The organism is Nocardiopsis sp. Huas11, assembly GCF_003634495.1.
In the GTDB taxonomy this organism is placed as follows: Bacteria; Actinomycetota; Actinomycetes; order Streptosporangiales; family Streptosporangiaceae; genus Nocardiopsis.
Map to the genome: position 1 here is coordinate 503,979 of NZ_RBKY01000001.1, position 25,833 is coordinate 529,811.

At 70.3% G+C, this 25,833-nt stretch carries 21 protein-coding genes and 2 tRNA genes; 6 read left to right on the forward strand and 17 right to left on the reverse strand.

The window, feature by feature from the left end; all coding sequences use genetic code 11:
- Positions 1–83: 83 nt before the first annotated feature.
- Positions 84–1,493: an LVIVD repeat-containing protein gene (locus tag DFP74_RS02250; protein ID WP_121180179.1), complete on the reverse strand. Its 1,410-nt coding sequence runs from the start codon at positions 1,491–1,493 to the stop codon at positions 84–86.
- A 232-nt stretch (positions 1,494–1,725) separates the two neighbouring features.
- Positions 1,726–3,087 carry an LVIVD repeat-containing protein gene (locus tag DFP74_RS02255; protein ID WP_121180180.1) on the reverse strand — a complete coding sequence of 454 codons (1,362 nt, stop codon included), beginning with the start codon at positions 3,085–3,087 and terminating at the stop codon, positions 1,726–1,728.
- Between the two features lie 252 nt (positions 3,088–3,339).
- On the opposite strand from DFP74_RS02255, the gene DFP74_RS02260 reads away from it, so the two are divergent.
- Positions 3,340–4,050 (forward strand): DUF305 domain-containing protein, encoded by a 711-nt coding sequence (locus DFP74_RS02260; protein WP_121180181.1) that lies wholly within the window; start codon positions 3,340–3,342, stop codon positions 4,048–4,050.
- Positions 4,051–4,213: 163 nt separating this feature from the next.
- Here DFP74_RS02260 and clpX read toward each other — a convergent pair whose 3' ends face one another.
- The 5 genes from clpX to DFP74_RS02285 all read right to left on the reverse strand — a co-directional run bounded on the left by clpX (position 4,214) and on the right by DFP74_RS02285 (position 9,058).
- On the reverse strand, positions 4,214–5,488 hold the full coding sequence (gene clpX, locus DFP74_RS02265) for an ATP-dependent Clp protease ATP-binding subunit ClpX (protein WP_121180182.1): 1,275 nt from the start codon (positions 5,486–5,488) through the stop codon (positions 4,214–4,216).
- A 275-nt stretch (positions 5,489–5,763) separates the two neighbouring features.
- Positions 5,764–6,420, reverse strand: a complete 657-nt coding sequence (locus DFP74_RS02270) for an ATP-dependent Clp protease proteolytic subunit (RefSeq protein ID WP_121180183.1) — start codon at positions 6,418–6,420, stop codon at positions 5,764–5,766.
- Positions 6,421–6,496: 76 nt separating this feature from the next.
- Entirely contained in the window at positions 6,497–7,021 is a 525-nt protein-coding gene (locus tag DFP74_RS02275; protein ID WP_233570764.1) for a ClpP family protease, read from the reverse strand.
- A gap of 299 nt (positions 7,022–7,320) precedes the next feature.
- Complete coding sequence (gene tig, locus DFP74_RS02280) at positions 7,321–8,751, reverse strand: trigger factor (RefSeq protein ID WP_121180184.1); 1,431 nt, start codon at positions 8,749–8,751, stop codon at positions 7,321–7,323.
- A 232-nt stretch (positions 8,752–8,983) separates the two neighbouring features.
- A tRNA-Pro gene (locus tag DFP74_RS02285) sits at positions 8,984–9,058 on the reverse strand.
- Positions 9,059–9,164: 106 nt separating this feature from the next.
- Between DFP74_RS02285 and DFP74_RS02290 the strand changes: the two genes are divergently transcribed.
- The 4 genes from DFP74_RS02290 (at position 9,165) to DFP74_RS02305 (ending at position 12,934) form a co-directional block, all read left to right on the forward strand.
- Positions 9,165–9,235, forward strand: a tRNA-Gly gene (locus tag DFP74_RS02290).
- A 565-nt stretch (positions 9,236–9,800) separates the two neighbouring features.
- Positions 9,801–10,304 (forward strand): adenylyltransferase/cytidyltransferase family protein, encoded by a 504-nt coding sequence (locus DFP74_RS02295; RefSeq protein ID WP_121180185.1) that lies wholly within the window; start codon positions 9,801–9,803, stop codon positions 10,302–10,304.
- A 138-nt stretch (positions 10,305–10,442) separates the two neighbouring features.
- A complete protein-coding gene (locus tag DFP74_RS02300; protein ID WP_121180186.1) occupies positions 10,443–12,323 on the forward strand; it encodes an ABC transporter ATP-binding protein in 1,881 nt (626 codons plus the stop codon).
- Positions 12,320–12,934 (forward strand): VOC family protein, encoded by a 615-nt coding sequence (locus tag DFP74_RS02305; RefSeq protein ID WP_199725448.1) that lies wholly within the window; start codon positions 12,320–12,322, stop codon positions 12,932–12,934. The genes DFP74_RS02300 and DFP74_RS02305 overlap by 4 nt, the downstream gene beginning before the upstream one ends.
- A gap of 39 nt (positions 12,935–12,973) precedes the next feature.
- On the opposite strand, the gene DFP74_RS02310 is transcribed toward DFP74_RS02305, so the two are convergent.
- The 9 genes from DFP74_RS02310 to DFP74_RS02340 all read right to left on the reverse strand — a co-directional run bounded on the left by DFP74_RS02310 (position 12,974) and on the right by DFP74_RS02340 (position 20,811).
- Positions 12,974–13,579 (reverse strand): (2Fe-2S) ferredoxin domain-containing protein, encoded by a 606-nt coding sequence (locus DFP74_RS02310; RefSeq protein ID WP_370013477.1) that lies wholly within the window; start codon positions 13,577–13,579, stop codon positions 12,974–12,976.
- 256 nt (positions 13,580–13,835) lie between these two features.
- Entirely contained in the window at positions 13,836–14,036 is a 201-nt protein-coding gene (locus DFP74_RS02315) for an Rv0909 family putative TA system antitoxin (RefSeq protein WP_121180187.1), read from the reverse strand.
- 96 nt (positions 14,037–14,132) lie between these two features.
- A complete protein-coding gene (mgtE, locus tag DFP74_RS02320) occupies positions 14,133–15,476 on the reverse strand; it encodes a magnesium transporter (RefSeq protein ID WP_121187977.1) in 1,344 nt (447 codons plus the stop codon).
- 314 nt (positions 15,477–15,790) lie between these two features.
- Positions 15,791–16,894 carry a PP2C family protein-serine/threonine phosphatase gene (locus DFP74_RS02325; RefSeq protein WP_121180188.1) on the reverse strand — a complete coding sequence of 368 codons (1,104 nt, stop codon included), beginning with the start codon at positions 16,892–16,894 and terminating at the stop codon, positions 15,791–15,793.
- A gap of 608 nt (positions 16,895–17,502) precedes the next feature.
- Positions 17,503–17,970 carry a ribose-5-phosphate isomerase gene (locus DFP74_RS02330; RefSeq protein WP_121180189.1) on the reverse strand — a complete coding sequence of 156 codons (468 nt, stop codon included), beginning with the start codon at positions 17,968–17,970 and terminating at the stop codon, positions 17,503–17,505.
- Between the two features lie 163 nt (positions 17,971–18,133).
- Entirely contained in the window at positions 18,134–18,280 is a 147-nt protein-coding gene (locus tag DFP74_RS33740; protein WP_197285739.1) for a hypothetical protein, read from the reverse strand.
- 151 nt (positions 18,281–18,431) lie between these two features.
- Positions 18,432–19,853 carry an aldehyde dehydrogenase family protein gene (locus DFP74_RS02335; RefSeq protein WP_121180190.1) on the reverse strand — a complete coding sequence of 474 codons (1,422 nt, stop codon included), beginning with the start codon at positions 19,851–19,853 and terminating at the stop codon, positions 18,432–18,434.
- A 117-nt stretch (positions 19,854–19,970) separates the two neighbouring features.
- Positions 19,971–20,129, reverse strand: a complete 159-nt coding sequence (locus DFP74_RS33745) for a hypothetical protein (RefSeq protein ID WP_199725450.1) — start codon at positions 20,127–20,129, stop codon at positions 19,971–19,973.
- Positions 20,130–20,175: 46 nt separating this feature from the next.
- Positions 20,176–20,811, reverse strand: coding sequence for a DsbA family protein (locus DFP74_RS02340; protein WP_121180191.1), 636 nt, complete (start codon positions 20,809–20,811; stop codon positions 20,176–20,178).
- 274 nt (positions 20,812–21,085) lie between these two features.
- On the opposite strand from DFP74_RS02340, the gene pepN reads away from it, so the two are divergent.
- A complete protein-coding gene (gene pepN / locus DFP74_RS02345) occupies positions 21,086–23,632 on the forward strand; it encodes an aminopeptidase N (RefSeq protein ID WP_121180192.1) in 2,547 nt (848 codons plus the stop codon).
- Between the two features lie 61 nt (positions 23,633–23,693).
- Here the strand turns inward: pepN and malQ are convergent, their stop codons facing one another.
- Positions 23,694–25,739 carry a 4-alpha-glucanotransferase gene (malQ, locus tag DFP74_RS02350; protein ID WP_121180193.1) on the reverse strand — a complete coding sequence of 682 codons (2,046 nt, stop codon included), beginning with the start codon at positions 25,737–25,739 and terminating at the stop codon, positions 23,694–23,696.
- Positions 25,740–25,833: the final 94 nt, after the last annotated feature.

Genomic DNA, 25,833 nt, shown 5'->3' on the forward strand with positions numbered 1-25,833 from the left:
TCCCTCCGCCCGGCGCGCGGCCGAGCGGATCAGAGTCGGATGCCCCGGCCGCCCTGGGGCGGGGCGGCCGGGGCGTGCGCCGGTCAGCCGCGGCCGTGGCCCCGTCCGGGACGGTAGCTGGGCTGGGACTGCGGGTTGAACTCGTCCATGTGGACCTGTTCGGCCACGCGCAGGCGCGGCTCGTCCAGGCGCAGGACGTCCAGACCCCGGGTGATGTCGGAGGAGTAGACGTAGCCGTTGTAGTAGTAGGCCGACCAGGAGCCGCCGGTGACCAGGTTGTCCTCGTCGACGGGACCGCGGTCGAAGTAGCCGATCTCGCGGGCGGCCGACGGGTCGTTGAAGTCGAGCACGGACACGCCGCCCTGGTACCAGGACTGCACGAAGAAGTTGCGGCCCGGAACCGGGATCAGCGAGCCGTTGTGCGCCACGCAGTTCTCGGTCTCGCCCTGCAGGCGCGGGATCTTGAAGTAGCTCTCGAAGGACAGCTCGGGCTCCGCGTCGGTGCCGCCGATCGTGTAGATCGCGTCGGCGCCGCGCTCGGGACCGTACTGGTCGGTGCAGATGGCCGCGCCACCGCCGCCGAGCTCGTCGGTGAACATGACCGTCTCGGCGTTGTTGGTGAAGGTCGCCGAGTGCCAGAACGCGAAGTTCGAGTCGCGGACGACGTCGGTGACCACCGGGTGCGCCGGGTCGGAGATGTCCATCAGGATGCCGTCGCCCATGCAGGCGCCGGCCGCGATGCCCTTCTCCGGGTAGGCCGTGATGTCGTGGCAGCCGGCGGTGTTGGTGTTGCCGCCCTCCGGGAAGAGCACCGGCTCCTCGACGAGCGCCGCCGAGGCCGGGTCGTCCACGGGGATCTCGATGACCGAGATCTTGTCGTGCGGCGGCTGGCAGTTCGGGAAGTTCGACGAGGGCGAGTACGAGGAGACGTACACGTAGTCGAACTCGCCGTCCGGACCCGGGACGAGCGTGTTGGTGTGCGAACCGCAGTCGGTGCGCACCGCGGTCACGTACTCGGGGGCCGTCTTGTCGGAGATGTCGAAGACGCGGATGCCCTCGAACCCGTTCGGGTCCGAGGTGGGCACGGACGGCGCGCCGCAGTCCTCGTTGGCGCGGGCGTAGTCGACGGAGAAGTAGAGCAGGTCTCCGCTGACCGAGACGTCGCCCTGGCCGCCGGGGCAGACCACCTCGGAGACGATCTCGGGCTGTTCCGGCTCGGAGATGTCGTAGATGACGAAGCCGTTGTAGTTGCCGCCGATGGCGTAGTCGCCCGTGAACGCCAGGTCGGAGTTGAAGCCGTCACCCATCGCCTCGGTCTTGGGGATGTTCGCGACGTGCGTGACGTTGTCGGTGGTCTCGGCGTCGCTGACGAAGTCGTCGGCGGCGGCCGCTGAGGGGGCCAGGAGGCCGACGAGAAGGGCTGCTGCGCCGGTGAGGGCGAGCGCGGCTCCACGTCTCCGTCGGGCCCGGGGGGAGATGGGGGATGACGCCATGTGTACTCCTGATGCAGTTTGGAGCGAAGCAGGAAGAACGTACACAATTCAACATCAACATGTATAGGGGGAGACGAAAGAAACATGGTAGTTAACACGCTGCCACCCTGACCTGATCCGGCTACACACGGTGCCTAGGGCGGCGGGTGCACCCGGGGGCGGACCGGGCCGCGCCGACCCGCCGCGGGCGCACCGGGGCGCTCACGCCGAGCGGGCGCGGCCACGCGCCGCGTCACCGGGTCGGCGCCTGGGCGGGCTGCGACTGGGGGTTGAACTCCGTCATGACGGACTGCTCGGCCGCCTCCAGCCGGGGATCGGTGAGCCTGAGCACGTCGAGGCCGTGTCGGATGTCCGACGAGTAGACGTGGCCGTTGTAGTAGTACGCCGACCACGACCCCGCCGTGGCCAGCTGCGCGGGATCCCAGGGGCCGCGGTCGAAGTGCCCGATCTCCCGGGGCGCGTCCGGATCGCCCAGGTCGATGACCGAGACTCCGCCCTGGTACCAGGACTGCACGAAGTAGTCACGGCCGGGAACCGGAATGAGTGAGCCATTGTGGGCCACACAGTTCTCGGTTTCGGTCTGGTGTCGTGGCAGTTTGTAGTAACTCCGAAAGTCGAGTTTCGGCAGGTCCTCGCCGTGGTCGAGCGCGTACACCGCATCGGCACCGCGTTCGGGACCGATCTCCTCGGTACAGGTCGCCGCACTGCCGCCGCCGAGCTCGTCGGTGAACAGGACCGTCGAGGCGTCGTTGGTGAACGTGGCCGAGTGCCAGAACGCGAAGTTGGCGTCCCGCACCCGTTCGACCACCACCGGGCCCAGGGGGTCGGTGATGTCCAGCAGCAGGCCGTCGCCCAGACAGGCCGCGGCCGCCAGGCCGCGCTCCGGGTAGGCGGTGATGTCGTGGCAGCCCGTGGTGCTCTCCTCGCCCCCGTCGGGGAAGAACACGGGCTCGTCGACCACCGCCGCCTCCTCCGGTGCGTCGTGCGGCACCTCGATGACGGCGATCTTGTCGTGCGGGGGCCGGCAGTGGGCGAACCGCTCCGAGGGCGAGTACGAGGACACGTAGACCACGTCGCTCTCCCCGTCCGCGCCCGGGACGAGCGTGTTGGTGTGCGAACCGCAGTCGGTGCGCACCGCCGACACGTACTCCGGCGCCGTCTTGTCGGAGATGTCGAAGATCCGCAGGCCCTCGAAGCCGTCGGCGTCGGTCGGGGACACCGACGGCGCCCCGCACTCGTCGGTCGCACGCGGGTAGTCCACGGAGAAGTACAGCAGGTCGCCGCTGACCGACACGTCGCCCTGACCCCCGGGGCAGACCACCTCGGAGACGATCTCCGGCCGCTCCGGCTCGGAGATGTCGTAGATGACGAAGCCGCCGTAGTTGCCGCCGATGGCGTAGTCACCGGAGAACGCGAGGTCGGAGTTGAACGAGTCGGCGAGGGCCTCGGGCTTGGGCATGTTCGCCACGTGCTCCACGCCGGCGCCGGTGAACTCGCCCGCCCACGCGGGCGGTGCCCCGACACCTCCGGCCGCCACGCACAGCACCGCGGCCGCCGCGCCCCAGCGCCCGGACCGACTGTCGAGCGCCACCATCGCCCACCTCCGGAGACAACCTAATGCAATCAACTGATCACACATGGTTATTACCCGCACGGACCAGGCGAAACTCCGACACCGGACATCACAGACGGAACGGCCACGGTCACGAACGGGTGAACGAATCAGCGCCAACACGCCCCCGGGACTGGACAAAACACCCATGGAGTGAGTAGAAAACCGGCAGGGTGTCGCGTCCACTCGGCACCGCGGACCCCCGTCCGGCCACCCCCACCCTGGAGGACATTCGTGCGACGCCTGGCACTCGCGGCCGGAACCGCTCTCGTACTGCTCGGAGCCTCGGCCTGCACCGGCGCCGAGGAGGAGCCGGTCTCGGGCAACGTCATCGCGCCCGGCGCCCCGGGCGAGTCCGCCTCCCCCGCCACCGCCGACCAGATCGCCGCCCTCGCCGAGGAGCAGGGCCACAACGAGGCCGACGTGTCCTACCTCGTGAACATGATCGAGCACCACCGGCAGGCGGTGGAGATGACCGAGCTGGTCGAGGAGCGCTACGAGCGCGACGGCATCGAGCGCATCGCCGACCGCATCTCCGCGGCGCAGGGCCCCGAGATCACCGCCATGGAGAGCTGGCTGGAGGAGAACGTCTTCGGGCCGGCCCGGGAGAACGAGGCCCACCAGAACTTCTGCGGCCTGGAGGGCGACGGCACGCACCACGACGAGAGCGGCGACGTCCCCACCTGCGAGCTGGAGGTCGACCACGACGACATGCCGGGCATGGCCACCGAGGAGGAGTTGGCCGATCTGGCCGCCGCCGAGGGCGATGAGTTCGACCAGCTCTTCGTGGAGCTCATGACGACCCACCACCAGGGCGCCATCACCATGGCCGAGGAGGTCCTGGAAGAGGGCAAGGACCACACGGTGCTGCGGATGGCCAACGACGTCATCGCCGAGCAGAACTCCGAGATCAGCCGCATGGCCGAGGTCCTCGAAGAGGAGTAGCCGGAGCACGCGAGAGGCCCGTGGCCACCCGGGATCGGGCGGCCACGGGCCTTCGGCTCATACGGACCCACGCGGCTCTCGACGGCGGCCTCTCACCCCAGGCGTCCCATTGCCGGGCTCCAGGGGGTTCGCACGCGGCCGAGCCTGCGAGGGCGCAGAAGAACTAGGCGGACCGCTCCTGGTGGTCCTCCTCCAGCTGGGCACGCGGGACGATCGTGGGATTCACGTTGTCGATCACCGTCTCCCGCGTAATGATCACCTGACCCACATCCTCACGAGAAGGCACCTCGTACATCACCGACAACAACACCTCCTCGATGATCGCCCGCAACCCACGAGCACCCGTCCCACGAATGATCCCCTGCTCAGCGATCGCCTCCAAAGCATCCGGCGTGAACTCCAACTCCACACCGTCCAACTCGAACAACCGCTGATACTGCTTCACCAGAGCATTACGCGGACGCGTCAGAATCTCCACCAACGCCCGACGATCCAGATCATGCACACTCGTGATCACCGGCAACCGACCGATGAACTCCGGAATCATCCCGAACTTCAACAGGTCCTCCGGCATCACCTCACCGAACAACGCCGACTCCGCCACCTCGGACTTGGGCCGCAACACCGCGTTGAAACCCATCCCCTGACGACCCGCACGCGACTCGATCAACTTCTCCAGACCCGCGAACGCACCACCACAGATGAACAGCACATTCGTCGTGTCGATCTGGATGAACTCCTGGTGCGGATGCTTACGACCCCCCTGCGGAGGCACACTCGCCGTCGTCCCCTCCAAGATCTTCAACAGCGCCTGCTGCACACCCTCACCCGACACATCACGCGTGATCGAGGGATTCTCACTCTTACGCGCGACCTTGTCGACCTCATCGATGTAGATGATCCCCGTCTCGGCCTTCTTCACGTCATAATCGGCCGCCTGGATCAACTTCAACAGGATGTTCTCCACATCCTCACCGACATACCCCGCCTCGGTCAGCGCCGTCGCGTCCGCGATCGCGAACGGAACATTCAGAATCCGCGCCAGCGTCTGCGCCAACAACGTCTTCCCCGACCCCGTCGGCCCCAACAACAAGATGTTGGACTTGGCGATCTCCACACCCTCATCGCCCGGACGCTCACCCTCCGAGCGCACACGCTTGTAGTGGTTGTACACCGCCACCGACAACGACTTCTTCGCCTGATCCTGACCGATCACATACGAGTCCAGGAACTCATAGATCTCACGCGGCTTCGGCAGACTGTCCCACGCCAGATCCGTGGACTCGGCGAGCTCCTCTTCGATGATCTCGTTGCAGAGGTCGATGCACTCATCGCAGATGTACACGCCGGGGCCCGCGATGAGTTTTTTCACCTGCTTCTGGCTCTTACCGCAGAATGAGCACTTCAGCAGGTCCCCGCCGTCGCCGATGCGTGCCACCCAGCCACTCCTCAAAACTAAGGCCGCCCCGTCGGTCCCGCACGCGAACCGTCCGGAAGTCCAGCTCCCGAACCCGTCCACGACCCGGGCCACGGACGAGGCGATCTGTGTGTCGCTCCCGCCAGACTAAGCGAAAAACCGGACCGGCTTCGCCACTGGGTTGTCCCAGCCGGATCGAAGACCGGTCCGGTCGGTGTGTCCTACCGCCGGCCCCGGCGCCGGCGGCGCTCCCCCGCGTATACGGGAGAGGCCGCTGGACCAGGGGTGACGCGCCGCTACTTGAGGGAGGCCTTGCGATACGGCAGAACGAAGTCGATGATGCCGTATTCCTTGGCTTCCTCAGCGGTGAGGATCTTGTCGCGCTCGATGTCCTTGGACACCTGCTCGGGCGAGCGCCCGGTGTGGTGCGCCAGCGTGGTCTCCAGCTGGGTCCGGATCCGGGTGATCTCGTTCGCCTGGATCTCGATGTCGCTGGCCTGACCGTGCATGCCCTCGGTCGCGGGCTGGTGGATCAGGATGCGGGCGTTGGGCAGCGCACCGCGCTTGCCCTTGGTGCCGCCCGCCAGCAGGATCGCGGCCGCCGAGGCGGCCTGCCCGATGCACACGGTCTGGATGTCGGGACGCACGAACTGCATCGTGTCGTAGATCGCCATCAGCGACGTGAAGGATCCGCCGGGCGAGTTGATGTACATCTGGATGTCCCGCTCGGAGTCGAGCTGCTCAAGCGTGATGAGCTGGGCCATCAGGTCGTTCGCCGAGGTGTCGTCGATCTGCACGCCGACGAAGATGATCCGCTCTTCGAAGAGCTTGTTGTACGGATTCATCTCCTTGACGCCGTACGACGTACGCTCCACGTAGGACGGCAGGACGTAGCGGCTCTGGGGAGCCATCGAGGCCGCGCCGCCGATGAGACTGGGATTGAACTCGGTCATTTCACGCCTTCCACGCACTGCGCCGATCCATGGACTGGGTCACGCGGGGTCTGTCGGGGTCCACTCAGTCGGCCGTTCAGATGGCGACGTCGAGCGTGCCCTCGAGGACCTCGTCGATCATTCCGTAGTCCTTGGCCGCCTGGGCCGTGAACCAGCGGTCCCGGTCGGCGTCCTTCTCGATCTGCTCGACAGCCTGTCCCGTGTGCTCGGAGATCTTCTCGATGAACATCTTCTTCACGTACATGAGCTGGTCGGCCAGGATCCGGATGTCGGAGGCGGTGCCCCCGATGCCACCGGAGGGCTGGTGCATCATGACGCGGGTGTGCGGCAGCGCGTAGCGCTTGCCGGGAGCACCGGCGCACAGGAGCATCTGGCCCATGGACGCGGCCATACCGATACCGACGGTACGCACGTCATTGGGGATGTACTGCATGACGTCATAGATCGCCATGCCTGCGGTCACGGACCCACCAGGCGAGTTGATGTACATCGTGATGTCTCGCTGGCGGTCCTCGGCGGACAGCAGCAAAAGCTCGCCAACCAGGCGGTTGGCGATGTCGTCGTCGACCTGCTGGCCGAGGAATACGATTCGCTGGCGCAACAGGCGCTGAGGCGTCTGCTCAATAAAAGGGGCAATCTGCGGCTCCGACGTACGTGCGTCGAATCGCGGGGACTCATCAAAGGTCGGCGGCACTCTCGTCACCTGCTCCGGAATCGAAACGGTTGCGATACAGCGACACTAACGCCGACGAGCACCGTGCTCGCACCGATCGCGTCCCTGTTCGCTTTGAGCGCAGGGTCGGCAAGACCCCGCGTGGGCTTTCCTCTGCCGGCGAACACGACGGGCCCCGCCCGACCCAGGAGTCGAGCGGGGCCCGTACGCGTCGCGAAGCGCCGTGCCTACTTGGCGGACTCGCCCTCGGTGGACGTGTCCTCAGCGGCCTCGGCGGCAGCGGTGGCGTCGACGGGCTCGGAAGCGGTCTCGACGGCCTCGTCGGTGGCCTCGGCCTCGGCCTCGGTGGCGGCGGTCTCCTGCTCGACGACGTTGCCGTCCTCGTCGGTGACCTTCGCACCGGCCAGGACCAGGTCCATGGCCTTACCGCGCACGACCTCGGTGAAGGCGACGCGGATCTGGTTGGACTCGACCAGGTGCTGGGCCAGCTGGTCCGGGCTCACGCCCATGCGCTGGGCCTGCTCGAACACGTACTGGCTGAGCTCGCCCTGGTCGGCGCTCAGGTCCTCCTGGATGGCCAGCTGGTCCAGGATGAAGCCGGCCTTGACCGCGGAACGCGCGCCGCTGGTCAGCTCCTCCTCGAACTCCTCCTCGGTCTTCTCCTGCGACTCGAGGTAGGCCTCCTTGGTCAGACCGCCCTGGGCGAGCTGCTGCTCCAGGCTCTGGCGGCGACGGGTGATCTCCTCGTCGACGACGGAGTCCGGCAGCGGGATGTCCACGGACTCGATGAGCTTCTCCAGGGCCTTGTCACGGGCCGCGGAGAGCTGCTGGAGGCGGCGGACCTCGGTCATGCGCTTGCGCACGTCCTCGCGCAGCTCGTCGATGGTGTCGAACTCGCTGGCCAGCTGGGCGAACTCGTCGTCCAGCTCGGGGAGCTCCTTGACCTTCACGCTGTGCACGGTGACGGTGACGTCCGCCTCCTTGCCCTCGTGCTCACCCCCGACGAGGGTGGTCTTGAAGGTGGTCTCGCCGCCCGACTCCATGCCGAGCAGGGTCTCGTCGAGGCCCTCCAGCATGGTGTTGGTGCCGACCTCGTAGGAGTAGCCGCTGACCGCGACGTCCTCGAGCTTCTCACCGTCGATGGCGGCGGAGAGGTCGATCGACAGGTGGTCGCCGTTCTCGATCGGGCGGTCGACGCCCGCCAGGGTGGAGAAGCGCTCGCGCAGCGTGCCGACCTGCTCGTCGACCTGCTCGTCGGTGACCTCGGCGTTGTCGACGGTCACCTCGATGCCCTTGTAGTCCGAGACCTCGAACTTGGGGCGGATGTCGACCTCGGCCGTGAAGGCGAGTTCGTCGTTGTCCTCCAGCTTGGTGACCTCGACGTCGGGCTGGCCGAGCGCGAAGAGCTCCTCCTTCTGGATGGCTTCGTTGTAGAGCTCCGGAACGGCGTGGTTGACGGCTTCGCTGATCACCGCGCCGCGGCCCACGTAGCGGTCGATCAGCCGCGCCGGCGCCTTGCCCGGGCGGAAGCCCTTGATCCGAACCTGCTTGGCGAGAGACTTGTAGGTCTCGTCGAAAGCGTGCTCGAGCTCATCGAAGGGCACCTCGATGGTCAGCTTGACCCGGGTCGGGCTGAGCTCCTCGACATCGGTCTTCACGGGGCGGTACTCCTAGGTTTGCCGGCTGGTGTCCGCGTCGGCCCGCAGGCGCACCACACACAACGGCGCATGCACGCACGCACCCCGGCCAGTCTGATGACCACGTTCAACCTGGGGTGCCCTGCGACGGGCTGGGACTTACAGTTTCCTGCTGATCGCACCAAGTCTAGGGCAGATACGCAGGGGGCCACGGCGCACGGCCCAAGGCCGCTGCCGCGGATGTTCGCTGTCGTCGGGGTGGCGGGATTCGAACCCGCGGCCTCATGCTCCCAAAGCATGCGCGCTAACCAAGCTGCGCTACACCCCGTACACGGAAAGGTCGCACATCGAGTGTGCGACCGCCGCCCGGACACTGTACTGTGGTCTCCGTCGGCCCCACGAGTCTAGAGGAAACTCGAAGCTCCCGGGCCCACGCGGGCGTAGTTCAATGGTAGAACTCCAGCCTTCCAAGCTGGCCATGCGAGTTCGATTCTCGTCGCCCGCTCCGCTCGAAGCGAGTCGTGTGCTGTCGCACCGGCTCGCTTCGCCGTTCCCCGCCGGGGGACGACCCCCGCACCCCCGCCTCGCTCGAAGCGAGCCGTGTGCCGTCGCACCGGCTCGCTTCGCCGTTCCCCGCCGGGAGGACGACCCCCGCACCCCCGCCTCGCTCGAAGCGAGCCGTGTGCCGTCGCACCGGCTCACGTCGCCGTTCATGGCGGCACATGGTCCCGGGCCACCCCCTCCGCCGCCTCCCTGGCCGCCTCCTGCGAGCGGAAGGGCCCCCGGCGCGTCCGCACTTCCCACAAGCCCCCCTGCTCACCATCTGCTCGACGAGGCTCGTCCACGTCATCCGCCACACCCCATCCCGCGTCGCACGTCCGTCCGAGATGAGACTCACAGGGACCGCGGCGGATTCCGGGTGACATACCTCACCATCGGCCCCGCCCGACCGGCGCCACGCACCCCTGACCGTGGAATAGCCGGTACCAACCGGTACGTTGACCTTGCGGGTGGGCCCGTCGGCGCGAGCCGGGCGCGGGCATCCGAGAGCTTGTCGAAACGGGGCTACTTTGACGGACACCAACGCGGCGGACGACGTGGGCACCCCCCTGAGCGCGCACTGGTTCGAGCGGCCGGCGTCGCTGGAGCGGCCGGTCATCGTCACCGGGGTCTTCGACGTCCTGCACGTCGGACACGTCCGGTTCCTGCGCTCCATCGCCGAGCGCGGCCTGCCGCTGGTGGTCGGGATCGAGTCCGACGAACGCGTGCGTGCCTGGAAGGGACCCGGCCGTCCGGTCAACCCGGCCGAGGAGCGCGCCGAGACGATCGCCGCTCTGGCCTGCGTCAGCGGTGCCTTCACCATCGAGGGACCGCCCTCGGTCGCGGACTGGGCCGCCTACGCCGAACTCCTGCGCCCCTTCGCGCCCGCCGCGCTGGCCTTCACCGCCGGAGACCGCTACACCCAGGCCAAGATCCTCGGAGCCGACGCCCTCGGCGCCCGCGCGTGGGAGCTGCCCTTCACCCCCGGCCGCTCGACCACCGCGGCCCTGGGCCGCCTCGCCACCTCCTTGTAGCCCCTCCCACGGCCCTGCACCCCCCGCACCGGACACGGCCGTCCCGACACCGGCGGCGCCACCCCCGGCCGGGAAGCGGCGCGCGCGAACCGATGTTGTCCCCTTCGTGGCGAACGAGCGAGAAGAACGAGGCCGTCCATGATGTCAGGCAGGCCCTCCTACCGGGCCCTGGTCAACGACGGGAGCGCCAAGGGGCAGTCGCTGCCGCCCGGGCTCACCCGCCGCATCGTCTCCTACGCCAGCCCGCACTGGCGGACGATCCTGCTGTTCCTGCTGGTGACGGCGATCAGCTCGGCGATCGTGGTCGCCAACCCCCTCCTGCTCAAGACCATCATCGACCGCGGCATCCTCACCGGAAACGTGTCGCTGGTCGTGTGGCTGGCGGCGGCCGCGGCGGGGCTCGCGGTCCTGGAGGGCGTGCTGTCCCTGCTCAGCCGGTGGCTGTCGGCACGGATCGGCGAGGGAGTCATCTACCTCCTGCGCACCCAGGTCTTCACCCACGTCCAGCGCATGCCGCTGTCCTTCTTCACCCGGACCCAGACCGGTTCCCTGATCAGCCGGCTCAACACCGACGTGGTCGGCGCCCAGCGGGCGATCACGTCGGTCCTGCAGTCGGTGGTCTCCAACCTCATCAGCGCCACCGCGGTGATCATCACGATGCTCGCGCTGTCGTGGCAGGTCACCCTCATCGCGCTGGCCCTGGTGCCCTTCTTCGTCATTCCCGCCAAGCTCATCGGACGCCGGCTCGCGCACATCTCGCGCGAGGCCATGGACAACAACGCCGACATGAGCTCGCTGATGACCGAGCGCTTCAACGTCGGCGGCGCGATGCTGGTCAAGCTCTACGGCCGCCCCGCGGAGGAGTCCGAGGCGTTCGCGCGGCGCGCGGGCCGCGTGCGCGAGCTGGGCGTGCGCCAGGCCGTCTACGGCTCGCTGCTGTTCTCGCTGCTCGGCCTCATCACCGCCCTGGCGATGGCGATGGTCTACGGGGTCGGCGGTGTGCTGGCGATCGACGGCGCCTTCGAGGTCGGCACGCTGGTGGCGCTCACCACGCTCCTGGCCCGCCTCTACGGCCCGGTGACGACCCTGTCCAACGTGCACGTGGAGATCATGACCGCGCTGGTCTCCTTCGACCGGGTCTTCGAGGTCCTGGACCTGGAGCCTCGGATCAAGGAGAGCCCGAACGCCCGGCCCCTGCCCGAGGGTCCGCTGAGCGTGCGCTTCGACCACGTGTCGTTCCGCTACCCGGGCGCACAGGAGGCGTCGATCGCCTCGCTCGAACTGACGCCGCAGGTGCAGACGGACGACGACACCCAGGTGCTGAGCGGAGTGGGCTTCACGGCCGAGCCCGGCACGATGGTGGCGCTCGTGGGCCCCTCCGGAGCGGGCAAGACCACACTCACGCACCTGGTGTCGCGACTCTACGACCCCACCGACGGCACGGTGAGCGTCGGCGGGCTCGACCTGCGCGAGGTCACCGGGGACTCCCTGCGCGACCGGGTCGGCGTGGTGACCCAGGACGCCCAGCTCTTCCACGACACCGTCGGCGCGAACCTGCGCTACGCGCGTCCGGAGGCCACCGACGCCGAGATGGAGGAGGTCCTGCGGATGGCCCGCCTGGGCCCGCTCCTGGAGCGGCTGCCGGACGGTCTGGACACGATGGTCGGGGACCGGGGCTACCGCCTGTCCGGCGGCGAGAAGCAGCGGCTGGCCATCGCGCGGCTGCTCCTGAAGGCCCCGTCGGTCGTGGTGCTGGACGAGGCGACCGCCCACCTGGACTCGGAGTCCGAGGCGGCGGTGCAGGAGGCCCTCGCCGCGGCTCTGGAGGGGCGCACGTCGCTGGTGATCGCCCACCGGCTGGCCACGGTGCGCGAAGCTGACCAGATCCTGGTGCTGGAGGACGGCCGCGTGCTCGAACGGGGCACACACGACGAACTACTGACGCGCGGCGGTCTGTACACGGCGCTGTACCGGACCCAGTTCGCTCCGCAACGACGCGAAGGAGCACGCGAGTCGTGATCGGCATCGACCACCTCGTCTACGCCACGCCCGACCTGGCGGCCACCCGCGCCGAGGTGGAGCGCCGCCTCGGCGTGCCGGCCGCCGAGGGCGGGCGCCACCTCGGCAAGGGCAGCCGCAACGTGCTGTGGGGGCTCGGTGGCGACGCCTACCTGGAGGTCGTGGGCCCGGACCCGGGGCAGCCCGACCCCGACGGTCCCCGGCCCTTCGGCCTGGACGGGCTGACCGCGCCCGCGCTGGTCACCTGGGCCACGGCCGTCAAGGACATGGACGCCGCGCTGTCGCGGATCCGGGCGCTGGGCTACGACCCCGGCCACGCCGAGCCGATGTCGCGGCGCACGCCGGAGGGCGAGCTGCTCGAGTGGCGGCTCACGCGGCCGGCCGAGGGCGGCGTGGTCCCGTTCCTCATCGACTGGGGCGACACCGTCCCGCCGGGGCGGCGCGGACTGCCGCAGGTGCGGCTGGTGTCGTTCACGGCGGCCCACGACGAGCCGGCCCGTGTGGAGCGCGCGCTCGGCGCGGTAGGCGCGGACCTGCCGGTGGAGCGGGCCGGGGCCCCTGGCCTGACCGCCGTCCTGGAGGGCCCGGGCGGACGGCTGACCCTGCGCTGAGCCGGGTGCGGGGCCGGCGACCCGATCGGGGCGTCGGCCCTACTTCTTCTTCCCGGAGGCGTCGGCCTTCTTCTTGCCCTTCTTGGACTTCTTGCCCTTCTTGGACTTCTTGCCCTTCTCGGGCTTGTCGGCCTTCTCGGGCTTGTCGGCTTTCTTCGGCTTCTCGGGCTTCGGGTCGGACCCGGCCCCAGCCGCCTTCTCGGCGGCCTTCCTCGCGGCCTTCGCGGCCTTGCGCTCAGCCTTCTCGCGCTCCTTGCGCCGCTCCTTCTTGGCGGACTTGGAGTGCTTGGGCTTCTTGCGCTTCTTCGGCTTCTTGGCGTCCTTGGAGGTGACGTGGTCGGCGAGCACGGCGGGCAACGGAGACAGGCCGGGGCCGCCCTCGAAGATCCAGTCGTCGATGGCCTCGACCAGCTTGTCCTCGGTGACCTGGCCGAGCCAGACGGGGCGGCCGCCCGCCACCCGACCCTCCTGGGAGGGCTGGACGACGACCACGTTGGCCTGGAAGCAGATGCCCAGGCACTTGCTGGTGCGGACCGGGACGGGGCGGCCCGAGTGGTCGTCGATGGCACTGAGGCGGGCGAGCTGGGCCTTGTGGTCGACGCCGGGGACCTTCTTCTTCGTCCCGCAACAGCAACCGCGGCACACGGTCAGCTGGCACGGACGTCCGTCGACTGCGTTCACACCCACCCCCCAACTCACATTAGGTACGCCTTACCTCAGAGTAGTCATCGGTGGGTATCGCTCTGACCAGCGGGGCCGCGCCCGCGACGGACCGCGGTGCCCGGGGGTCGGCTCGGACGCGGGGCCGCGGGCGGGCCCGGGCGCGGCGCACCCCGCACACGACGGGGACCACCGGCCGGGCCCGTGGCCTCGGCGGTGGTCCCCCACCGGTCAGGTACGACTATTCCTTCCTGCCCTCCCGGGCCCGCTTGCGCAGGTACTCCGTCGCGGCTCCGGCTCCCTTGTCGATCTTGTCGTCGTGGGTGCCGCCCGTGGCCTTCTTCGCTGCCTCGGCGGCCTTGCCGACCGCACCCTGGACCTTGTCGGCATTCTCGTCCACGGCCTTCTTGATCCTGCCGAACGCGTCTCCGGTACCGGACATGGAACCCCCCTCAGATCCATCCTGACCTGTCCCCCCGATACCCGCCCCGTCACACGTTCATGCCGCGAGCGCCCTACCGTCCGTCCGACCGGTCCCTCAGATGCCCAGGACCAGCCGGGCGATCGAGAAGTAGATCAGCAGTCCCGTGGCGTCCACCAGGGTCGCGACCATCGGAGAGGAGACCACCGCCGGGTCCACGCCGACCTTGCGGGCGAGCAGCGGCATCGACGAGCCGATGATCGCCGCCCAGGTACAGATGGCGATCACCGAGGACGCGACCACCAAGCCGATGTCGAACCCGACCAGCAGCACGCCGATCGTCAGGGCGATGCCCGCCAGCATCACGCCCAGGAGCAGGCCGACGCGCCCCTCCTTCCAGATGACGGAGGGCAGGTCGCGCACGCGCACCTCGCCGACGGCCAGGGCCCGCACGATCGCCGTCGCCGACTGGGCGCCGACGTTGCCGCCGGTGCCGACGAGCATCGGCACGAACAGCGCCAGCGCGGTGACCTGCTCCAGGGTGGCCTCGTAGGCCTGCATGACGTTGACGGTCAGGGTGGCCGCGACGATGAGCAGCATCAGCCACACCGAGCGCGCGCCCACCAGCCGCAGCACGCTCACCGACACGTAGTGCTCACCGACCGGGCTGGCACCCGACTGGCGGGCCATGTCCTCGGAGTCGGCCGCCTCGATGACCTCCAGGGCGTCGTCGAACGTGAACACGCCGACGAAACGCTCCTCGGAGTCCACCACCGGCAGGGAGACCAGGTTGGCCTCCTGGATGAGGCGGGCGGCGTCCTCGACGGGCTCGGTGGCCCGGGCGCGCGGGGCCAGCACGTCGACGATGTCCTTCAGGACCACCTCGTCGTCGCTGATGACCAGGTCGCTGAGGGTGATGGTGCCGACCAGGCGCCGGCCGTCGCTGACCACCGGCAGGGTGTAGATCGTCTCGGCGTCGGCTCCTTTGGCGCGGACGACCTCCAGGGCGCGGCCCACCGTGAGGTCCCGGTGCAGGATGACCGTCTCCGGCGTCATGTAGCGGCCGACCGAGTCCTCGGGGTAGCCGAGGAGGGCGGCGGTCATCTTGCGTTCGGCGGGGCTGAGCCCGGCCAGCGCGCGGGTGGCGATCTTGGCCGGGGCCTCGCCCAGGAGACGGGCCCGGTCGTCGGGGTCCATCTCCTCCAGGAGCTCGTGGAAGGCCGTGTCGCGCAGGCCCAGCAGGATCACCTGTTGCAGGGCGGGATCGAGTTCCTCGAAGACCTCGAGTTCACGGTCCTTGTCCAGGAGGCGGAAGGGGACCATGACGGACCGATCGGTCATGCGGGAGAGCTCGTCGGCGACCTCGTGGGGTCTGTGCTCGGCCAACCAGAGCCTGATTCCGGTCAGATCGTTCTGCTCGACCAGATCGATGAGTTCTTCAGCGCGCTCGCCGTCTGACATGCGAAGCACCCCCTCGCGTCTCCAGGGCTCGACGGGCACGCGCCCGCGGAACCGCGACATCCTGGAAGTACCGGACCTCGACGCGGTCCGGTGCCGGCCCCGTCGCCGCTGGTGTGGTGAGCCGTACGTGCGTCGACGCCGAGGGGCGAAAGGGGCGGGCACGGCGAACCGGGGACGGTGCACGGCCGGACCGCCGTGCTGGAGCCGGGGAACACGTCGACCCTACAGCCACCGCCGACGCGAAGGCCCACGGAGGGGCCGCGTGGCGCCGTACACGACGTGAACGCCGGGCACCGCACTGGTGGCTCGGGACGTCAGTCGCGCCACAGGACGACGAGCGCGCAGTCGTCGTTCTTGTCCTTGCTGAGGGTGTCCACGACCGCGCCCGCGCCGCTGTCGAAACCGCGGGTGACCATGGTGTCCGCGGCGCCCAGGAGACGGTCGATCCCGGCGTCGAGGTCCTCGCCCGGGGTCTCGATGAGGCCGTCGGTGCAGAGCAGGATGGCGTCGCCGGGCCGCAGCTCGCCCTGGACGGAGGTGTAGGTCATCTCCGGGATGACGCCGAGCACCACGCCCTTGGCCTCGCTCGTGGCCCACCGTCCGGCGCCGCTGTCGTAGTGCAGGGCGGGCGGGTGGCCGGCCGAGGCGATCTCGTACTCGCCGGTGTCCAGGTCCACGCACAGGTGGACGGCGGTGACGAAGCCCTCACCGCCGCTGTTGCGCATGAGGTAGTCGTTGCAGTGCGCGAGGAAGTCGCGGGCGGGGACGGCGCCGATGAGGCCGCTGAAGGCACCGGACAGCAGCAGTGCCCGGGTTCCGGCGTCCACGCCTTTGCCGGAGACGTCCACCACGGCCACGTCCAGCTGGTTCTCACGCCGGATGGACACGACGAAGTCGCCGCCGAAGGACGATCCGCCCGCCTGGCGCAGGACCGCGGTGCGGCCCCATCCCTGCGGCAGTTCGGGCAGCCGCCCCTGGTGGCGCAGGCGGTCGCGCAGGTCGAGCAGCATCATCTCGCCGCTCAGCCCCTGGACGCCGAGGCGTTCGCGCACCCCGGACAGCAGGTACGACAGCACGCCCGTCACACCGATGGTGACGAGCAGGCCGGGGCCGACCTGGCCGAAGTCGAGCATGTAGGCCACGAACAACAGGACCGCCGCGACCACGCCCAGCAGGGCGGCCAGGCTCTTGCGCTTGAGCAGCAGCCCGCCGGCCAGCACGGTGAGGATGGTGGAGCTGGGCGGGAACCAGCCGGTGGGGCCCCACACGGCGCCGATGCCGACGCCCACGGCGAGCGTGACCAGGGTGATCAGGACGAGGCGATAGCGGAACAACACCTTGCGCCGGAGCACCGCGACGAGCCGCTGCGTGGTCGATCGCAGGAGTCGGGCGGTCTTGGCGGTGGGTGTCGGCTTCATGGGTCCTCTGGCGTAGGCACGCCCGCTCACCAGCGGGGGTCGGTTCTCGGTCGGCTCGCGGCGGCGCGGTCGGGGGCGGCCGCGGCGGTACCGGGACTGGTCGGACGGACCGGCGGCGGTGCGTGTTGAGTACCGGTGGCTGTATCGGTACGGGACGGCGGCGCTGCCGTGCTACGGGCGTCGGGGGCCCGCCGCTGTGCACGAACTGTAGCGTGGCGACCGCCGGCGAAGCACGCGCTACCAGCGGAGTTATCCCCCATAACCCCGGTTATCGGGTCAGCCGATAACCGGTGGTCCGGAGTCGGGCGTCCGCCCCACTCCGGGAGCGATCCCCCGGTTTCCCGCACTTCTCTCGGACACCGTTCCGCGAACGCCTCCCCGCGTCCGCGCGGGCCCGGACCGCATCCGGTTCCCGTAGGTCATGGGCGTGTCGTCCCGACACGCCCCGGCTCAGGGTCTCACACCGGGTGCGCGGGAACCAGTGACCAAGGCCACCTGTGGGCGAAGACGCCCGGTGGCGGGTCCGCGGGCGGCGCCGTGCCCGCCCACGAGAACGCGCCCCCGTGCGACGGAGCCGGACGGAGGCGCGGAACGGACGTGGTGGGGGACTACGGCAGCGGCGGGAGCTCTCCGGTGCTCTCGTAGTCCGAGAGCATGGTGATGCGGCGGGTGTGCCGCTCCTCGTCGCTGTAGGGCGTGGAGAGGAAGATGTCCACGAACCGGGTCGCCTCCTCCAGGGAGTGCATCCGGCCGCCGACGCCGAGCACGTTGGCGTCGTTGTGCTCGCGCGCCAGGCGCGCGGTGTCCTCGCTCCAGGCCAGGGCGGCCCGGACGCCCTTGACCTTGTTGGCGGCGATCTGCTCGCCGTTGCCGGAGCCCCCGATGACGACGCCCAGCGCACCCGGGTCGGCCGCGACGGCCTCCGCCGTGCGCAGGACGAACGGGGGATAGTCGTCGACGGCGTCGAAGACCGCCGGTCCCTTGTCGACGACCTCGTGGCCGCGCTCCTTCAACCAGGAGACGAGGTGTTCTTTGAGCTCGAAGCCCGCATGATCTGATCCAAGGTAAACACGCACGTCACCAGTGTGGCAGGTGCGGAGCCCGAACCATGCGCCGCCCCGCCCGCCACCACCCGGACGCCTACGGCGAAGCCCCACCCTCTCGTCGCCCGCCACCACCCGGACGCCCACGGCGAAGCCCCGCCCTGGAGAACAGGACGGGGCTCGATGCTGTGGGCGCTCAGGCGGAACCGGCGGCGGCGGCGACGCTCAGGCCGAGCGCGGCGAACAGGGCCATCGACGCGAGGGCGATCACGTTGTACATCACGATCGACTTGATGTCCTTGCCGAGAGGACCTGCCTTGGAGACCGCGGGCTTGTTGCTCAACACACACCTCGTTTGGGTTCGACCAGGGGCTATCCGGTCCGAATTTTTCCACACCCCACAACGCACTTCCCACCGGGGCCGATTCCTCGAAGGGCCCCTCGGGAGCCGTGACTCCGCGCACACCTCTCGGCGGCGCGGAGTCCGGCCGGGGTCAGAGCTGGAGGGACTTGAGCTCGCAGAACTCGTCGAGCCCGTGCAGGCCCCACTCGCGGCCCACGCCCGAGCGCTTGTAGCCGCCGAACGGCGCGCGCGGGTTGAGCGCCCCGCCGTTGACCTCGATCTGGCCGGCCCGCAGGCGCCGGGCCACGGCCAGGGCGCGGTCGGCGTCCTGCGACCACACCGCCGCGTTGAGGCCGTAGACCGTGTCGTTGGCGATGGCCACGGCCTCCTCCTCGGTGTCGTACGGGATGAGGGCCAGGACCGGACCGAAGATCTCCTCCTGGGCGATGCGCATGTCGTTGCGCACGTCGGCGAAGACGGTCGGCCGGACGAAGTACCCGCTCTCGCGGCCCTCGACCGGTTCGGCTCCCCCGGTGACCAGGCGGGCGCCCTCCTCCACACCGAGGCGGACGTACTCGCGGACCTTGTCGAGCTGGGCGGCCGAGACCAGCGGCCCCATCCGCGTGGACTCCTCGGCCGGGTCCCCGGGGACGTACTTCTCGGCGGAGGCGGCGGCCAGGGCGACCGCCTCCTCGTAGGAGTCGCGGTGCACGAGCATCCGGGTGAGCGCATTGCAGCTCTGACCGGTGTTGCGCATGACGTCGGCCACGCCGCGCTTGACCGCCTGGGCCAGGTCGGCGTCGGGCAGCAGCACGTTGGGCGACTTGCCGCCCAGTTCCAGGGCCACCTTCTTGACGGTCTCGGCGGCGACCTGGCTGACGCGGGTCCCCGCCCGGGTGGAACCGGTGAAGGAGACCATGGCGACGTCCGGGTGCGCGGCGATGGCCTCGCCCACCACGGGGCCGGTGCCCGACACCAGGTTGAACACCCCGGCGGGCAGCCCGGCGTCGTGCAGGACCTCGGTGAGCGCGTAGGCGCTGAGCGGGGCGATCTCGCTGGGCTTGAGCACCACGGTGTTGCCCGCGAGCATGGCCGGGACGACCTTGAGCACGATCTGGTGCAGCGGGTAGTTCCACGGGGTGATGGCGCCGACCACGCCGATCGGCTCGCGCACGATCAGCGAGGTGCCCTGCCGCTCGCCCCCGAAGTAGCGCTCACCGGCCTCCTCGACGAGGTCGATGAAGGTCTGGAACATCAGCGAGGGCAGACCGGCCTGCACCTTGCGCGCGAAGACCGCGGGCGCGCCCATGTCCTGGGTCAGGATCTCGGCGATGTCGCCGATACGGGCGTTGTACAGCTCCAGGGCCTTGGCCAGATGGGTGACGCGCTGTCCGGGTGTGAGCGCCGACCAGGCCGGGAGGGCCGCCGCCGCGGCCCGCACCGCCGCGTCGACGTCCTCGGTGGCTCCGGCCGGAACGGAGTCGATGACCTGCTCGGTCGCCGGATTGACCACGTCCAGGGCCTCGTCGGAGGCGGAGTCCGTCCAGGCGCCGTCGATGTAGAGGGATCGCATGGTCCCACTGTCCCAGAACGGCGTTCGGAAATGAACAGCCGCCCGGCACGCGGGAGGCGCCGGGCCGGGGACCGGTGGTTCCACCGATCCCCGGTCTTCGCGGGACGATCGGCCCGCTCAGTCCCAGTGCGGGGGGCGGTCCGCGTTCAGCCGGTCGGTGTCGTCGCGCTCGACGTCCTCGCTCCAGCCGACCGCCCGCTCGTCGCGGGTGGTGTCGGGCAGGAGGTCGAGGTCGTCCAGGAACGAGTCCGGGCGGCGGTCCTGCGGTCCGGGCATGGCCGGTGTCCTTTCGCTCACGCGGCGACGGGGCCGCGAGGGATCATCAGTCGAAGACGGGGCGCCGCGTGCGGGTGCGCTTGAGTTCGAAGAAGCCGTCGGTTCCGGCGACCAGGCGGACGCCGTCCCACAGCCGTCCGGCGGCCTCCCCGCGCGGGACGGGCGTGACGACGGGTCCGAAGAAGGACACGCCCTCGACCTGGATCACGGGGGTGCCGACGTCCTCCCCGACCAGCTTCATCGCTTCCGCGTGGGAGGCGCGCAGGGCCTCATCGTAGTCCGTGGAGCCGCCGGCCTCGATGAGGTCCTCGGGCAGGCCCGCGTCGGCCAGGGCGGCGCGGATGGTGTCGTCGTCGCGCTCCTGGCCCCCGTCGTGGAAGCGGGTGCCCAGCGCGGTGTAGAGGCCGCCCAGGACCTGCGGGCCCAAGCGCTGCTCGGCCGCCACGCACACCCGGACCGCGGCCCAGGCGGTCCGGAGCATGGCCCGGTAGTCGTCGGGGATGTCCTTGTCCTCGTTGAGGACGGCCAGGCTCATCACGTGCCAGCGCACCGTGACGGGACGGACCTTCTCGACCTCCAGCAGCCAGCGGGAGGTGATCCAGGCCCAGGGGCAGGCGGGATCGAACCACATGTCCGCGAAGACGGTCTCCTGGGCTTCGGCGGACTCGGTGGTCTGGGTCATCGCTTCTCCTCGATGGCGCGGGGGCGGGGCCGGCGGCTCGGATCAGCCGTCGTCACTCACGCCGAACAAGGGTCCGCGCGGTTTCGTTCCCACCGGGGCCCCGGGCGGGCACGAGCCTGGTAATCGGTTGCGCATGACGGCCCCGCGCGTGGCAGGATCGGAACCGAGCGAAAGTGACCTCCGACCCCGACGACGCTCCGGCCCGCACGGCGGACTCGCCGCGGTCGGCACAGATTCCGGCCGGCGACGACGGCGGCCGTGAAGGGAGCGTGGAGTGGCAGGGAACCTGACACGGAACGAGGCGCGGGAACGGGCTCGGATCCTGAGCGTGGACTCCTACGCGGTGGAGCTGGACCTGACCACGGGGGACGAGACCTTTCGGTCCACCACCGTCATCCGGTTCTCCAGCACGGAGGCGGGTGCCCGCACGTTCGTGGACCTGACCGCCCCCGCGCTGCGTTCGGCGGTCCTCAACGGCCGCGAACTCGACACCGAACTGTTCGACGGCGAGCGCCTCGTCCTTCCGGACCTGGCCGCCCAGAACGAGCTGACGGTCGTGGCCGACGCCGCGTACATGCGCACGGGCGAGGGCCTGCACCGGTTCGTCGACCCGGTCGACGACTCGGTGTACCTGTACACGCAGTTCGAGACGGCCGACGCGCACCGCATGTTCACGTGCTTCGACCAGCCCGACCTGAAGGCGACCTTCGAGCTGACGGTGTTCGCCCCGTCCTCGTGGGAGGTCGTGTCCAACAGCGCGCCGGACGTGGTCAGGGAGGCGACCGGCACCGAGGACCGGGTGCGCTGGCACTTCCCGGCCACCCCCGTGGTCTCGACCTACATCACCGCGCTCATCGCGGGCCCGTACCACGTGGTGCGCGACGAGCACGACGGCATCCCGCTGGGCCTGTACTGCCGGGCCTCGCTCGCCGAGCACCTGGACTCCGACGCCCTGTTCGAGGTCACCAAGCAGGGCTTCGACTTCTTCCACGGGCTGTTCGACCTGCGCTACCCGTTCGGCAAGTACGACCAGCTCTTCGTCCCCGAGTTCAACGCGGGCGCGATGGAGAACGCCGGAGCGGTCACGTTCCTGGAGGACTACGTCTTCCGCTCCCGCGTGACCGACGCCCGCTACGAGCGCCGCGCCGAGACCATCCTGCACGAGATGGCGCACATGTGGTTCGGCGACCTCGTCACCATGCGCTGGTGGGACGACCTGTGGCTGAACGAGTCGTTCGCGACCTACGCGAGCGTCTACAGCCAGGCCAACGCCACCAAGTGGACGGACGCGTGGACCACGTTCGCGAACGTGGAGAAGTCCTGGGCCCTGCGCCAGGACCAGCTGCCCTCCACCCACCCGATCGCCGCCGACATGGTCGACATCCAGGCGGTGGAGGTCAACTTCGACGGCATCACCTACGCCAAGGGCGCCTCGGTGCTCAAGCAGCTGGCGGCGTACGTGGGCGTGGACGCGTTCTTCGCGGGCGTGCGCGCCTACTTCAAGGAGAACGCCTTCGGCAACACCGAGCTGAAGGACCTGCTGCGCCACCTGGAGGCCGCCTCCGGCCGCGACCTGTCGGGCTGGTCCCGCGAGTGGCTGGAGACCACCGGCGTCAACACGATGCGCCCGGACTTCGAGGTCGACGGCGACGGGAACTTCACCTCGTTCGCCGTGGTGCAGGAGGCCGCGAAGGACCACCCGACGCTGCGCTCGCACCGTCTGGCCATCGGCCTGTACGACCGCACCGACGCCGGGATCGTGCGCCGTGAGCGCGTGGAGCTGGACGTCAGCGGGGCCCGTACCGAGGTCCCCGACCTGGTCGGCCGGGCCCAGCCCGACCTGGTGCTGATCAACGACGACGACCTCACCTTCACCAAGATCCGGCTGGACGAGCGCTCGCTGCGCACCGTGGTCGAGGGCGCCGGTGAGATCTCCGATTCGCTGCCGCGGGCGCTGTGCTTCGGCGCCGCCTGGGACATGACCCGGGACGCGGAGATGGCCGCCCGCGACTACGTCGCGCTGGTGATCTCCGGGATCAGCGGTGTCGACGACGTCATGGTCGCGCAGACGCTGCTGCGCCAGGCCACGGCGGCGCTGCTGAACTACGCCGACCCGGCGTGGCGCCCGTTCGGTTTCGAGCTGCTCGCCGACCGCCTGCGCGAGCTGCTCGGTTCCGCCGAACCCGGCGGCGACCTCCAGCTCGCCTACGCCAACGCGCTCGCCGACACGGCGGTCAGCGACGCCCACCTGTCCCTGCTCCGGGGGCTGCTGGACGGCGCCATCACGGTCGACGGCCTGACCGTGGACACCGACCTGCGCTGGACCCTGCTGCGCCGCCTGGTCGCCCAGGGCAAGGCCGGCGAGGACGAGATCGCCGCGGAGTTGGAGCGGGACGCGACGGCGACCGGCCAGAGGAAGGCCGCCGGCGCCCGGGCCGCGATCCCCACGGCGCAGGCCAAGGCCGCCGCGTGGGACCGGATCGTCGGCTCGGAACTGGCCAACGCCGAGTTCCGCGCGACCCTGGCGGGCTTCACCGAGCCGGGCCAGGCCGAGCTGTACCGGCCCTACATGGACAAGTACTTCGCCCAGCTGGCTCCGGCCTGGGAGAAGTGGACGGGCGAGTTCGCCCAGTCGTTCGCGGAGATGTGCTACCCGAGCGCCCTGGTGGAGGAGGCGACACTGGAGCGTACGGACGCCTACATCGAGGAGGCGGACCCGGCTCCCGCCCTGCGCCGCCTGCTGGTCGAGGGCCGCGCCGGTGTGGAGCGCGCGCTGCGCGCCCGGGAGATGGACATCGCCACGGGCCGCCGCCGCGGCTGAGGACGCGTGTGAGCGGCGGCGGCCCCGGGGAGACCTCCCCGGGGCCGCCGCCGTCTCCGGGTCAGAGGAGGTCCTCGGCCGCCGCCTCCCCGCGGCCGAGCGAGCCCAGGGTCCGGCGGATCCGCGCGACCATGCGCGGGTCGGCCAGGAGTTCGTCCACCAGGACCGGTTCGCCCTCGGCGCTGGTGAGCGGAATCCGCCAGTTCGGGTACTCCGTGCTGGTGCCGGGCTGGTTCTGCATCCGGCGTTCCCCCACCACGTCGGTGAGGGCCACTCCCAGCATGCGTGCCGGGGTCCGTACGAGGAAGGCGTGCATGGCGGCGACCACGGCGGCCGGGTCGGCCACGGGGTCCACGGCGGGGTCGAGCAGGCCGAGCTCGACCAGGTGCGCGCGCCAGCGCTCGACCCTCTCCTCGGAGTCGGCTCGCTCCTCCTCCACGGGGCGGCCGAGCAGGCCCAGGCGGTCCCGCAGCTCCACGTGTTCGGCGGAGAGGAAGGACGCCACCGGCGGCAGGTCGTGGGTGGCGACGGTGGCCAGGCAGTCGGTGCGCCAGTCCCGCGGGGCGCGCGGCGTGCCGTCCCGCTCCTGCTCGAACCAGAGCACGGACGTGCCCATCAGGCCCCGGTCGCGCAGGTGGTCGCGGACCCAGGGCTCGACCGTGCCCAGGTCCTCGCCGACGACCACCGCGTCGGCGCGGTGGGCGGCCAGTGCCAGCGTGCCCACCATGCCCTCGTGGTCGAAGCGGACGTAGGTCCCCTCGTCGGCGGAGGCCCCCTCGGGGACGCACCACAGCCGGAACAGCCCCATGACGTGGTCCACCCGGACCCCGCCCGCATGACGCAGCGCCTGGGCGAGCATCTGCCGGAACGGGGCGTAGCCCAGCTCGGCGAGCCGGCGCGGGTTCCAGGGCGGCTGGCCCCAGTCCTGGCCCTGCCGGTTGAACTCGTCCGGCGGAGCGCCCACGTGCAGTCCCGGCACCAGTGCGTCGCCGTACATCCAGGCGTCCGCGCCGCCGGCCTGTACTCCGATGGCGAGGTCGTGCACGATGCCGACGTCCATGCCGGCCGCGCGGGCGGTGGCCTGGGACTGGGCGAGCTGGTCGTCGAGCAGCCACTGGAGCCACCGGTGGAACTCCACGGCCGGCCACCTGCGCAGGGCCTCCTGGCCCACGGCGTGGGCGGACACGTCGCGCAGGTGGGCCGGCCAGGTCCGGAAGTCGGAACCGTGCTCCTCGGCCAGTGCGCACCAGGTGGCGAACTCCACCAGCGGTTGGCCCTCGCGTTCGAGGTAGGAGCGCAGCGCGGCCTCGCGGCCGGGTGCGCGCGCCACCTGGAAGAGGATCTCCAGGGCGGAGCGCTTGGCCTCCCACACGGCGTCGCGGTCGAGCAGGTCGGCCGTGCGCCCGCGTTCGCGCAGGGGCCGGGCCAGGCGTTGGATGCCCTCCCGCTGGGCGGGGTCGAGCCGGGCGTACTCGGGCACGTCCTCCACGCGGATGTAGAGCGGGCTGGCGTAGCGGCGGCTCACGGGCAGGTACGGGGAGGGTTCGAGCGGCGGGCGCGGCTCGGTGGCGTGCACCGGGTTGATGAGGGCGAAGTCCGCGCCCAGGTCGCGACCGCTCCAGTCGGCGAGGTCGGCGAGGTCGCGCAGGTCGCCGATGCCCCAGGAGGCGCGGGAGCGCACGCTGTAGATCTGGGTCATGAGCCCCCACACGCGCCGGTCGTGGCGCAGGGCGCGCGGCTCGATCCGGTCGGGGACCACGAGCAGGGGCGCGTCGTGCTCGGCACCGCCCACGGTGACGTGGAGGGTGTGCACCCCCAGGGGCAGTCCGGGGCCGAAGGGCAGCAGGGAGCCGTCGGCGGTCTCGACACCGCCCCGGGCGCCCTCGGGCAGGACGAGGTCGGGAGCCTTGTGCTCGCGGACCACGACCGCCGGCGGCAGCGGCCCCGGCGCGGACTCCGCCCCCGGCCGGTCCGGGTCCACCCCCAGCGCCGACAGGACATGGCGGATGGTGTCGGGTCGCACCGGCACCCGTCGGCCCCGCCAGTCCTCGTAGCTCGTCGCGATCCCGTACTGCTCGGCCACGCGGGCCAGCTGAACGTCCCTCACAGACAACGATCATGCCCTACCGGGGGCCGTGTACACCGCAGGACGGCCCGGCGTGGGGCCAGATCATGGGCGATGGGGCACCTGGTTCCCCACC

What these genes read in the sequence shown, in the direction of transcription:
- DFP74_RS02250 (WP_121180179.1), bottom strand. Translation starts at nt 1,493, where the DNA reads ATGGCGTCATCCCCCATCTCCCCCCGGGCCCGACGGAGACGTGGAGCC.
- DFP74_RS02255 (WP_121180180.1), bottom strand. Translation starts at nt 3,087, where the DNA reads ATGGTGGCGCTCGACAGTCGGTCCGGGCGCTGGGGCGCGGCGGCCGCG.
- DFP74_RS02270 (WP_121180183.1), bottom strand. Translation starts at nt 6,420, where the DNA reads ATGACCGAGTTCAATCCCAGTCTCATCGGCGGCGCGGCCTCGATGGCT.
- DFP74_RS02300 (WP_121180186.1), top strand. Translation starts at nt 10,443, where the DNA reads ATGATGTCAGGCAGGCCCTCCTACCGGGCCCTGGTCAACGACGGGAGC.
- DFP74_RS02315 (WP_121180187.1), bottom strand. Translation starts at nt 14,036, where the DNA reads ATGTCCGGTACCGGAGACGCGTTCGGCAGGATCAAGAAGGCCGTGGAC.
- mgtE (WP_121187977.1), bottom strand. Translation starts at nt 15,476, where the DNA reads ATGTCAGACGGCGAGCGCGCTGAAGAACTCATCGATCTGGTCGAGCAG.
- DFP74_RS02325 (WP_121180188.1), bottom strand. Translation starts at nt 16,894, where the DNA reads ATGAAGCCGACACCCACCGCCAAGACCGCCCGACTCCTGCGATCGACC.
- DFP74_RS02335 (WP_121180190.1), bottom strand. Translation starts at nt 19,853, where the DNA reads ATGCGATCCCTCTACATCGACGGCGCCTGGACGGACTCCGCCTCCGAC.
- DFP74_RS33745 (WP_199725450.1), bottom strand. Translation starts at nt 20,129, where the DNA reads ATGCCCGGACCGCAGGACCGCCGCCCGGACTCGTTCCTGGACGACCTC.
- DFP74_RS02340 (WP_121180191.1), bottom strand. Translation starts at nt 20,811, where the DNA reads ATGACCCAGACCACCGAGTCCGCCGAAGCCCAGGAGACCGTCTTCGCG.